The organism is Acinetobacter sp. GWC1_38_13, from assembly GCF_001767535.1.
In the GTDB taxonomy this organism is placed as follows: Bacteria; Pseudomonadota; Gammaproteobacteria; order Pseudomonadales; family Moraxellaceae; genus Acinetobacter; species Acinetobacter junii.
The window spans coordinates 1-11,615 of sequence record NZ_MELG01000061.1; the positions used below are offsets into that span (position 1 = coordinate 1).

General features: G+C 37.3%; 12 protein-coding genes. 6 read left to right on the forward strand and 6 right to left on the reverse strand.

All coding sequences use genetic code 11. The annotated features are described in order from the left end of the window. Positions 1–507, reverse strand: a 507-nt coding sequence (locus A2003_RS05990; protein ID WP_286686966.1) for a carbonic anhydrase, incomplete at its 3' end; no start/stop codon positions are given. Positions 508–743: 236 nt separating this feature from the next. On the opposite strand from A2003_RS05990, the gene A2003_RS05995 reads away from it, so the two are divergent. Both A2003_RS05995 and A2003_RS06000 read left to right on the forward strand, forming a co-directional pair. Further along, on the forward strand, positions 744–1,760 hold the full coding sequence (locus A2003_RS05995; RefSeq protein ID WP_039047393.1) for an alpha/beta fold hydrolase: 1,017 nt from the start codon (positions 744–746) through the stop codon (positions 1,758–1,760). Between the two features lie 19 nt (positions 1,761–1,779). After that, positions 1,780–2,793, forward strand: a complete 1,014-nt coding sequence (locus A2003_RS06000; protein WP_286686967.1) for a hypothetical protein — start codon at positions 1,780–1,782, stop codon at positions 2,791–2,793. A gap of 25 nt (positions 2,794–2,818) precedes the next feature. On the opposite strand, the gene A2003_RS06005 is transcribed toward A2003_RS06000, so the two are convergent. Together A2003_RS06005 and nfuA are read right to left on the reverse strand one after the other, a co-directional pair. Continuing rightward, positions 2,819–4,828, reverse strand: coding sequence for a ligand-gated channel protein (locus A2003_RS06005; protein WP_112986963.1), 2,010 nt, complete (start codon positions 4,826–4,828; stop codon positions 2,819–2,821). Between the two features lie 224 nt (positions 4,829–5,052). Continuing rightward, positions 5,053–5,691 carry a Fe-S biogenesis protein NfuA gene (nfuA, locus tag A2003_RS06010; protein ID WP_004956172.1) on the reverse strand — a complete coding sequence of 213 codons (639 nt, stop codon included), beginning with the start codon at positions 5,689–5,691 and terminating at the stop codon, positions 5,053–5,055. A 153-nt stretch (positions 5,692–5,844) separates the two neighbouring features. Between nfuA and A2003_RS06015 the strand changes: the two genes are divergently transcribed. From A2003_RS06015 to A2003_RS06025, 3 genes are all read left to right on the forward strand, one after another. Next, positions 5,845–6,462 carry a rhomboid family intramembrane serine protease gene (locus A2003_RS06015; RefSeq protein WP_112986962.1) on the forward strand — a complete coding sequence of 206 codons (618 nt, stop codon included), beginning with the start codon at positions 5,845–5,847 and terminating at the stop codon, positions 6,460–6,462. Between the two features lie 164 nt (positions 6,463–6,626). Then, entirely contained in the window at positions 6,627–6,791 is a 165-nt protein-coding gene (locus tag A2003_RS06020; RefSeq protein ID WP_004912673.1) for a hypothetical protein, read from the forward strand. 205 nt (positions 6,792–6,996) lie between these two features. Continuing rightward, the gene (locus A2003_RS06025; protein WP_286686968.1) at positions 6,997–8,124 is read left to right on the forward strand and encodes a helix-turn-helix transcriptional regulator; all 1,128 of its coding nucleotides are present in this window, start codon (positions 6,997–6,999) and stop codon (positions 8,122–8,124) included. 5 nt (positions 8,125–8,129) lie between these two features. On the opposite strand, the gene epmA is transcribed toward A2003_RS06025, so the two are convergent. Together epmA and A2003_RS06035 are read right to left on the reverse strand one after the other, a co-directional pair. Then, complete coding sequence (epmA, locus tag A2003_RS06030) at positions 8,130–9,113, reverse strand: EF-P lysine aminoacylase EpmA (RefSeq protein ID WP_087540769.1); 984 nt, start codon at positions 9,111–9,113, stop codon at positions 8,130–8,132. After that, positions 9,110–10,177 carry a 4-phosphoerythronate dehydrogenase gene (locus A2003_RS06035; RefSeq protein ID WP_042892862.1) on the reverse strand — a complete coding sequence of 356 codons (1,068 nt, stop codon included), beginning with the start codon at positions 10,175–10,177 and terminating at the stop codon, positions 9,110–9,112. The genes epmA and A2003_RS06035 overlap by 4 nt, the downstream gene beginning before the upstream one ends. Before the next feature lie 192 nt (positions 10,178–10,369). On the opposite strand from A2003_RS06035, the gene A2003_RS06040 reads away from it, so the two are divergent. Further along, positions 10,370–10,744: a diacylglycerol kinase gene (locus A2003_RS06040; RefSeq protein WP_286686969.1), complete on the forward strand. Its 375-nt coding sequence runs from the start codon at positions 10,370–10,372 to the stop codon at positions 10,742–10,744. A gap of 82 nt (positions 10,745–10,826) precedes the next feature. On the opposite strand, the gene A2003_RS06045 is transcribed toward A2003_RS06040, so the two are convergent. After that, complete coding sequence (locus A2003_RS06045; RefSeq protein ID WP_004912080.1) at positions 10,827–11,573, reverse strand: IS5 family transposase; 747 nt, start codon at positions 11,571–11,573, stop codon at positions 10,827–10,829. Between the last annotated feature and the right edge of the window lie 42 nt (positions 11,574–11,615).

Below are 11,615 nucleotides of genomic sequence, written 5' to 3' on the forward strand. Positions count from 1 at the left end.
CAACTGATTTACTGAAGCAAATACATTAGAGCGTACAGCATGTGCCGATAACTTTTTCAAATCATCTTTCAATTCTGTTTGCATTAAGATTTCAACAGATGGGCGTACACGGTTTACGATCGACATTAAGTTCGAAGAAGGTGCTTGATCAGGATGTTTTAAAGTATCGATCGTTGCTTGAATTGCGCCACAGTGACTATGACCTAATACCACAACAACAGCACAATCATAACGTTCAGCAGCAAATTCAACGCTACCTACTTGAGAAGGTGCAACAATATTTCCTGCTACACGAATAACGAATAAATCACCTAAGCCTTGATCAAAAACCATTTCCGCTGGCACTCGAGAATCGGAACATCCTAAAACAATAGCAAAAGGGTTTTGTTCACTTGCCATTTCAGCACGTTCTTGGTGAGTGAGTTGCTTCTGTAGGGCGGCTTCCCCTTTCACAAAACGAGCATTACCAGCTTTTAAACGTTCTAGAGCTTCATGAGCGGTGAGCATGCTTAAATCCATCTATGATTGACATGAAAAAATAGTTTAATGTGAGGACGATAGATTGTCACTGACAAAAATAAAAACTCTCAAACATTTGGTGATCGATTTATCAAGAAAAATAAGGAAAAAATAATCATTTCATTGGCAATAATTTACAGACATCTGTTGAATATGCAAATGACTATGTTTGAAACTTCAACAATAATCAAAAGGTTTAAAAATAAATCAAGGACAGAAAAATCATGATGAATAGAAGCTTTTCCACACCAATCCGAAAAACACTGACGGCTATCGCCTTCAGTTGCAGTCTTGCTGCAACCATGACAACAACGATGACTCAAGCCGCTGAAATCGAAATGAGTTTCCAAAATGTATTACAACAGGAACGTGCTTGGGCTGGGTTACAAAGTAAAACGCTTAAAGTTGGTGACATTACATGGTCTTATAGTGAAGGTGGTCAAGTCGGTAAACCGATTGTTGTACTTATTCATGGCTTGGCTGGTAGTCGTGATAACTGGAATCGTGTCGCGAATGCATTAACAGGCAACTATCATGTGATCATTCCAGATTTACCTGCCAGTGGCGAAACCCAAGTTCCGAAAGAATTTGATTATTCTGTACCTAATGTCACAGAAAAATTACGCCGTTTTATTGAGGCTGCAAACTTAACAGGACCTGCTCATATTGCAGGACACTCTCTAGGTGGCTCTATTGCGATGCTTTATGCGGGTCAATATCCATTTGAAACCAAGAGTTTATTTTTAGTTGATGCGGCTGGTGTCTACAAAGCTGGAAATACACCTTACTTAAAAGATCCAAACCAAATCAGAAGTATGATCGTCAGTAAAAAAGGCGACTTTAATTTCTTAATGCAGCAAGCAATGCATAACCCGCCGTTTATTCCTAAAGAAATTGCCCAAGCACAAGAGAAGATGATGATTGGACAAATAGAACAAACTCAGAAAATGGTTGACCAAATCATTGCACTCAATAAATTATTTACACCAGACTCATTTGCCTTACTTGCTAAATCAATTGATGCACCAACACTGATTTTATGGGGTAAGCAAGATAAAATTATCAATGTTGAAGTCGCACCTGAGTTAAAATCACTTTTGAAAAACGCTCAAGCACCTGTCATCTTGGATAATGTCGGTCATATGCCGATCTTAGAAGCAGATCAGCTCGTCGTTCAACAATATCTACCGTTCTTGAGTAAAACCCAAGCCCAAAAGTCGGTGACTGCACCTACTCCTTAATCATTTATTTAGAGTCTTTATGCTTAAACACCCAATGATAGAACAACTGATTGATGCTCAACTGGACTTTTTAGATCAACAGTTTTCGCAATCAGAAACAATTCAACAAGAGTTCTCGCAGCTCTATCATTGGATACGTTTACAACAACTACAACATATTTGGTCTTTTGAACAAATTTATACCTTAATTGAAAAACAGATCTTAAATACACCTGCTAGTTCATTTTTAGTTGAACAAATTGCCGAGCACATTCGATTTGCACTTATTCATCCTTTAAATGATGAAACAACCATCGAAGAAATTATTCCTGTTTTAACGATCGATACGATTGCTCAATACGTTGCAAGTAAAAATGGACATCGCCAACGCTTAATTAAAACGATTGTAAATAATCCTGCATTTTCTGCTCTGATTACTCAACTTATTCAACACTCTATTCAAGATTATTTGGATAATTCAGTGATGTCTAAACGTGTCCCAGGCGTTGGTCATTTCATGAAAATGGGGAAATCTGTATTAGAGACTGTTACGGACTCTAATCTAAATGACACAGTCGGCCATTATTTACAGAAGAATATTCTTAAAATTAGCCAAATGAGTGAGCGTGTGCTCAATCAGCATTTTAATGATGAAAAGCTATATCATTTCCAAGCTAATATTTGGCACAAAATTAAAGTTATGCCTGTTTCCGTGTTAAAAAATTATGTTGAAGTTCAAGATCTAACTCAAACTGTTGGTATGGGACATGAGATCTGGGATCATCTTCGTCAGACACCCTATATGAAACAACAAGTACATGATGGTGTTTACGCATGGTATGCACGCAATCAGGAGCGTACGTTTGATCAACTCCTTCGAGATCTCAATATTAATGAGAGTTTGATTCAAAATGAATTAAGTCTTTTATTAACGCCAGTGTTAAAGCGTTTAATTGACACTGGTTATTTAAGACAACGCGCACGTATTCATTTAGAGAAATTTTATTATTCTGACCAAGTAATGAACATCCTCAATCATGAACAAGGCGCCTAAGCGCCTTGTTTTTTATCATTTAAAGTTAGAAACTATATGTAAGACCTAAATTGTAACGACGACCATCCAACACATAACTATAAGTTTCTATATCTATTTCCTTATCTAGCAAATTATATACCCCTGCGGCAATTGCGACATTTTGCGTAGGTTTATAATTGAAACCAACATCAACCATGCTATAGGCAGGCTTACCTTTGGTCATCGCTGTTCGACTTAAATAGTCTGATGTTTTACTGCGATAATTAACTCTTGCCCAACTAGAAAACTGATCCGATACTTCCCAATCCGCTGTTGTATTGAACATATGCTTAGGCATTTCATTTAAAGGCTTACCTTTATTAATACCACTCTTCTGTTCTGTATCTGTAAAGGTGTAATTCGCTGATACATTCACATTAGGCAACGCCTGCCATCCAAACGTCAGTTCAGCACCACGCATATTGGCTTTATCCACGTTCTCACGTAAGCTGACAAAGTCGAATTTTTCACCTAACCAATCACACTCTAAGGCACCAATATTTTCACCCTGACAGGTTCTAACTTCTGTAATTTTATCTTTGAAATCACTATTAAAAATAGTAAGTCCAGCAGTGAGATGATCTAAATTATCCCAGTTGAAAGACACCTCATAGTTAACACTTTTTTCAGGTTTTAGGTCTGGATTACCAACAATTACGCCCTTACTTTGACCACCACCTGTTGCTTGCCCCCACTCAGCTACCGTCGCACGAAGTGCAGGCGTTTTATATCCTGTAGACACGCCTCCTTTAATCACCCACTGATCATTTAAACCCCAAACGCCATAGATTTTTGGACTCCAATGATCACCAAACTTCTCATCTTCATCTAAACGTAATGATGTAGTCAGAGTGAAATCATCAACAATATTCCATGCATTTTCAGCAAACAATGCCCAACTATAACGATCTAAACTTGAGACAGGTTTTGCCCCTCCCACACTTAGTTGATTGCCTTGATCATCTAATTCTTCTTTTAAGTACATTCCACCAAAACTCAAACTATGACAATCAAAGTTAATCTTGTTAATCGTATTAAAAGTAGTATTGATGGCTTCCATATTGCGTGATGGATTTTCATTTTCTTCACGCTGAATATATGAATGTGTTTCAACAGGGCCAAGCTGACCTCGATGAGTTAAGCTGTACTCTGTTCGATAATAATCTGTAAGTGAATCTACTGGAGGATTTCGACCTGTTTGCACAGGAGAGATACTTTTTCCAACGGTTCCATTACGATTTTGAATTGAACGCTGATAGTCCAAATCAATCGTATGCTGATCATTCGGGGTCAGACTCAAGGCTGCACCACCCGCTCGAATTTTCTGCTCCTTATAACCTCCATATATCTCGTCTTCATCTCGCTGAGAATATAAGCCATTTGCTTTGAACGACAACAGATTTGCAATTAAAGGACCAGCGATATATGCATTGGTTTGATAAAGATGACCTGATTTTGAATTTTCTTGTAGTGTTGTATCTAGCTTAATAGAACCTGTCCATTGAGCTGTATTTTTTTTAGTAATAATATTAATTACACCGCCCATCGCATCAGAGCCATATAAACCAGACATTGGACCGCGAATCACCTCAATTCGTTCAATCGCGCCAATATTGGGTAACCAACCTTGCTCGATCCCAGAATTATCACTATTTGGTCTCACAGAGCGGGTATTCACTTTTTTACCATCGACCATAATCACGGTATAGGCACTTCCCATACCCCGTATACTAATATCGCTAGAACTTCCTCCCCCCGTCACGACAACACCTGGAATATCTTTCAGTGCATCTGTGACATCTCGATAAGCTTTTTTATTAATTTCTTCTTGTGAAAGTACTGAGATCGAGGCTGCTGCTTTCTTTATATCTTGCTCAAAACCACTCGCTGTCACCACGATGGTCTCTAATTGATTAAGCTCTTGTGTTTTGGTTTCTGCTGCATATGCAATGGAAAACATTCCGCTCATCACTGAAAGTGTGAGTAAAGATTTACGGGTTATTTTATTCGACATAGTTTTCACCTAAACGACACAAATCTTAAGATTTGCTTAAAAATTTATGTGAATTCCAACAAAAAACAAATAAAACTCAATACAAATGATAATTATTATTTATATACTCATTAATGCACATGATTTTATTGTTATGAAACAATATTAAAAACAAAGCAAAGGTTCAAAAATTAAAAAAGAGCCTCATATAGGCTCTCTTTTATTCATGAATGCAATCCTTCAAATTACTTGAAATATGCACCTTCTGATTGAGTATGATCTGTTTGATCTACAACACGCTGTAATTCTGGTACATGCTGTTTTAAAGTGGTTTCAACACCTTGTTTCAAAGTCACATCAATCGCTGAACAACCTTGGCAACCACCGCCAAACTTCAATACGGCTGTTAAACCATGTTCTGGATCATTTTGTACTTCCACAAGGCTACAATTACCGCCATGACCTTCTAAACCTGGATTAATTTCAGATTGTAATACATAAGTAATACGCTCTTCGATTGATGCATCAGGCCCTACACGTGGAACTTTCGAGTTAGGTGCACGGAAAGTCAGCTGACCACCAAAACGATCTTTATTGTAATCAATGACTGCATCAACTAAATAAGGAATCGATGGTGCATCTACATATGCAGGAAAGTCTGGATAATCCTGTTTATAGTCCGTTGGTACCACTTCTTCAGGCGCGCTATAAGCCATACAACATTCAGCGCGTGGTGTTCCTGGATGCTCTACAAAAACTCGAACGCCAATTCCTGGAGTATTTTGTTTTGCTAATAGATCACGTAAATACTCTTGTGCAGAGGGAGTAATCAAAAGGTTTGGAATTTCTTCTGCGACAGCAGTGTTGGTGTTCTCAGTCGACATAACAATAATCCTCAAGCTGATGTCGTTATATTAACCGAAGATGGAGGGTAATAAAAAAAAATCAACCATTTTTGTAGGAATTATATGCAAGATGATTGTTTATTAACTTTTTAATGGCATTATTGCTTAGACACTGATCAATTTAATTCATTTATGCTACATCTACCCTTTGGTCACACTGTGACTCTGATGATTATTACCGTTGCGATTTCTTTATTAGCATTTAGCAATCAAACCGTGATGAACCGTTTGATTTTTTGGCCACCAGCGATGCAACGTGGGCAATTTGACCGCTTTATTACCCATGGTTTTGTACATGCAGATGGGACACATTTACTGTTCAATATGATTACCCTATTTTTCTTCGGTAATATCATTGAAAGCTTTTATCGTGAATTCTTCTACGATATGGGCTTTGTACTGTTTTATTTGGGTGGATTAATTTTTGCTATCTTGCCAAGTTATTTAAAACATAAGAATGATGTCCGTTGGGCGAGTCTGGGCGCTTCAGGAGCAGTCTCGGCCGTTTTATTTGCATATATTTTATTTCAACCGTGGAATTTAATTTTCGTATTCTTTATTCCAGTTCCTGCGATTATTTTCGCTATTTTATATGTGGCTTACAGTATTTGGTCTGGTAAACGTGGAAATACCAATATAAACCATAGTGCTCACTTATGGGGAGCAGCATACGGTGTCATTGTTACCGTTATCCTCGAACCTAAAGTTCTGCCACATTTTCTTAGCCAACTCACAAAACTCCCCTTCTAAACTAAAATATTCACACTCAATCCCTTTTGTAAATAACAAAAGGGATTATTGACAATGTATGCCAAGATACAGAAATTGAATAAAAAAATGCGTCATTCATCTAGTAGAAAAATGAATTGCACATTAAAGTCTAAAATGAATAAACAAAACTTTGGGATGAAGTTATGAAGAAAGCATTATTGTGCCTAAGCGCATTGTTCTGTTTAGGTTTATCAGCGTGTGCTGTACATACACCTCATGGTAGCGTCGTTGTTGATCCAGATCGTACCTATGGTGGTGGCCATGGAGATTTCTGTCCTCCTGGACAGGCTAAAAAAGGTCGCTGCTAAGTTTAATTTTGTCTAAACTCACTTGTTGGGTTTAGACAATTTCCTCCTCCTGCAATCAAATGAAAATCATTACTAATTCAAACACACATTTCATCGAATAATTGCCTAAAACTTCACACTTTTTTACTTCTAGCGATTTCATTTATTAAAATGCCATATAAAATATAAGGAAATCTATTCTCTTCATTTTGATGGGATTTCTTCAATGGATCTAATTCAACGCTGTGCAGTTAAAGAAATCCTGAATCAAGTTCAGAATGCGGATGACTGGGTTATTTTTTTAGAGCATCTCAATCATCATTTTGATGTCCAAGCATCTCAACTTTTAGCAGTTGATCTCGAAGTTCAAGCACTTTCATTTAGTATTCATCACGGTGTCAACCTTGACTCGCATCAACTTGAACAAGCAGCACTCAAGCAAATTCGTCTTGAAATTGACGATGATCCTCGTTTAAAAAAAATGTTATCTGCACCGATGAATGGTTGGATGCATTGCAAAGAGCATTTCCAAGAAGATGAGATCACCCAAACACAAGTTTATCAACAAGTATTAAAACCACTTGATCTAAGATTCTGTTCTGCCATCCAAGTTATTTTTGATCATAAGGTATGTGTCATTCTTTCATTTCTAACCAGTTATGATCGTGGTGCCTTAAGCTGTTCTGAGTTGAAGCCTGTTTATGAAATTTTGCCGATCTTGCAGCAAAAAATTCAGCAATATCGACATCATTTTGAATATTCCACAATGACCCTTTTAGGCTCCCAACTTATTCAAAAGATGAAGCAAGCTATTGCGATCATTAATTTTAACGGTGATATTTTAGAATTTAATGCGGAGGCACAACAATTATTTGAAATAAATCCTCAAATTCAAATAAAACAGCGACGCTTTGTTTTTACTGGTGAGAATCAAACTATTTTCGACCAAAATCTAATCGAATTGGAGCGAAATTATAAAAATAATCCAGATCTAAGTTATGCCGAGCGAACAAAAATTATGATGTTGGATCACCAACTTTTCCTGAGCCTAGATTTACTCTCTCCTGAAAAAGCGCATAAGATTTTTGGTTTGCGACCAGTTTTGTTAGTAACATTCTCAGGCTTAAAACATAGACCCAAATATCAGAAAGAAATTTGCGCAAAACTATTTATGTTTACACCTGTAGAACACAGAATCTGTGAACAACTCCTAGATGGAAAAACGGTCAAAGAAATTGCTATGTCACAAGATATTCAATCAGATACTGTCAAAAAGCATTTACAGTCCATCTTTAAAAAGACCCAAACTCACCGTCAAAGTGAGTTGATCCAATTATTAATGCAATTTCTATAACAGCTCTAGGCAATTTCAGCAGGAAAAGCGATCACTTGATCAATTTTCATCTTATTCATTACAACCATAAGTAAACGATCAATACCCAATGCAATACCGGAGCATTCAGGCATATGAGGTAAAGCAGATAATAGATATTGATCAGTAGGTATCACGGGTAAACCTTGTAAAGCACGTTCTTGATTATCGGCTTCAAATCGTGCTGCTAATACTTCTGCATCCAGAAGTTCGTCATAGGCATTAGCAAGCTCTAAGCCTTCAATATAGACCTCAAAACGAGCTGCAACCCATTCCCCATCTTCATCTTGTTTTACTTTTGCTAATGATGCCATCTCAGGTGGAAAATCTGTCAAAAATACAGGTTTGTCAAAGCCCAAACTTGGCTCTACAAAATGAGAAAATAATAAGTCCATGTAAGCCAAACGATCATCACCCAAATCAAGATTCAGACCGACACGATGTGCGGTGTCCTTAAGTTGTTTTAAGCTGGCTTGTAATGGGTTGATCTCTAAACGATCTTGAAAAGCATGCTTATAGCTCAAAATAATAGGACGAATTTCACCAAAACGATGTGCTAAACAGGTTTCCAATAGATCCGCTGTCTCATGCATTAAGGCTTTCAAATCCATAGCAGGTCGATACCATTCCAACATGGTGAATTCGCTATTGTGTTTACGTCCATGCTCATCATCACGAAAGACTTTACAAATTTGAAAGATTGGGCCACTACCACTCGCCAACAATCGCTTCATCGGGAACTCAGGCGAAGTCTGTAAATATTGAGTATTTAATTTTCCATGAATATGACGCTGTACTTGTACTGACGCCAAATGCACATCTGTGACCCCTGCTTGAGACAAAACTGGGGTTTCAACTTCTAAAACATTTCGTTCAGCAAAAAACTGACGAATTTTATTGTACATCTCTGCACGGGCTTTTATTGCCTCAAGCGAACAAGTCGGTTGATAAGATTTCTTAGTCTGGCTCATGCTTTTGGTCCACCGTGTGCTGCCCATTCACGGCGTAATGGATAATTCTTTCGGAGCAAATCAAACGCTTTTTGTTCAACTTTTCCATCCATGACACAAGCCCTTAATTTTTTATCATCTTCAGCAATATTATAAATTTGGCTAAGATGCTGCTTGAGTACTTCTTTCAAGTCTTGTTGTTCAAAGAATTGCTCAACATGCGGTAATTGGGTTTCGAACTGTTTAGATATTGGATAATCAAATTTATGACAAAATGCCTCATAAATCATCTGTGTACCACGGGCCTTACCTTCAAGACTATAACCCGCAATATGCGGTGTTGCTAAAGCCAACATATCTAGTAACTGTTGCGAAATTTCAGGTTCAAACTCAAATACATCTAACACAACTTTTCGATTATTCCTTTGGATATCTGTCATTAAAGCTGCTTCTTGAATCACTGGACCACGCGCGCTATTAATCAGTATCGCGGATTCTTTCATTTGAGCAAACGTTGCTTCATTAAATAAATGTTGTGTTGGATGATCACCAGTTGACGTTAACGGTACATGAATGGATATGGCATCAGCACGTGCTAGTAACGCATCAAACGATACATTTTCAATACCATCTAGCTGTACAAAAGGATCATAGCCAATCACTGTCCAACCTAATAATTGGGCCATTTTTGCAAGTCGACGACCAACATTACCTAAGCCAACAATCGCTAAAGTAAATTCATGATTTCTTTCTAATAATTTAATGTCTAGGTGCAGCAACGCAGTAATCACATATTCTGCGACTGCTTGAGCATTGCAACCCGCTGCGTTCGTCCACGTGATGTTTTGTTGTTCTAGCGCTTGAATATCGAGATGATCTGTTCCAATCGTTGCACTACCGACAAACTGAATTGTAGTCTGGTCAATTAGGGCATGATTAACTTTAGTAACCGATCTAACCAATAAAGCATCAGCATTTTGAACATCTGCATGAGTCAATGTTCGCCCCGCTCGATGTTGTATTTCTGCAAATTCCGCAAAGAAATAATCGGTAAAAGCCAAATTTTCATCTGCGATAATTTTCATGCAGGATATTCCATCTGTTGATCTAGGCTTATTATCCTTAGCATCAGTCAAATTGACAAATTAAATCTCAACGTTTCCAATAAAATGGCGAGAAACATTACAACTTTGCAGAGATCATGCGACTTATTGCCAATCCTCAGAAGCAGTTTTACTTTTATAATGGCGACATATTTTATCTCTTAAAGTTCTGTTATGACGCCTTACTCTCCCTACAAAGGCAAAAATGGTATCAAGCGTATTTTGAATGCAACGGGTTATTCTCTCGCTGGGTTTAAAGCCGCATTCAGCCATGAAGCCGCTTTTAGACAAATTTTATTACTCAATCTTGTTTTAATTCCAACTAGCTTTTTTGTTCATGTTTCTGCCCTTGAACAAGCATTGATGGTCGCTGTTTGCTTACTTGCTATTATTGTAGAGTTATTTAATTCTGCAATTGAAGCTGTGGTTGATCGCATATCGTTGGAGATACATCAGCTCTCAAAAAATGCCAAAGATATGGGCAGTGCTGCTCAATTTATATCTCTTGGAATCATTTTTTCAACATGGATGATTATCCTGTTAAAGTGATTTGTAAATAAGAAATGCTTTTGCATTTCTTTTTTTTTCAATATACATAGGGTCTGTTGACATTTACTGTTCATAATTAAACCTATAAAGGTAGCCATAAAAATATACAGGCTAAGGCAACAGCACTTTGATAATTTCTTTTGAGCTTGTCATATCGAGTAGCTATCCCTCTAAATTGTTTTAATCTACAAAACATATTTTCAACTAAATGCCTGATTTTATATAAATACCAGTCCATATGATCATTGTTCGATTGGCTATTTATTTTCTTTGGTATATTCGCTTTTGTTCCTGTTTTTCTGATCTGCTCACGCAGTGGTTCTGAATCATAGCCTTTATCTGCGCATACCACTTCTGTCTCTTTTAAATCTAATGTTGCTATTAAATCAGGTGCAACTTTGATGTCATGTGTAGTGCCATCGGTAATCATGAAATCAATAGGATTGCCATGTGAATCAACAATCAAATGTATTTTTGAGGAGTTTCCTCCTACACTTTTAGAAATGGATTGATTCGCTATACCGGCAGAATGTTGATGAGCACGTACGTGAGAGCCATCAATAAAAATCCACTCCATATCGGGGCATGATGCTAATAATTTGAATAATCTAAGCAACTTACCGCTGCTTGACCAACGATTAAAACGTTTGAAAATAGAGTTTGATTGACCGAAATAGGAAGGAATATCTCGCCACGGACAGCCTGTTCTAATTCTATAGAGAATAGCTTCAATAAAATTACGTAAATTTGAGTTGTGATGAATAGATAAATTACGCAAAATAGTTTTCAACTTTTGCCAGTGTTGATCTGTCAGCATGGTACGAGGCATAGCGAATAGTAAAATTGGGTTTGGCGATTTGATTTTACTACT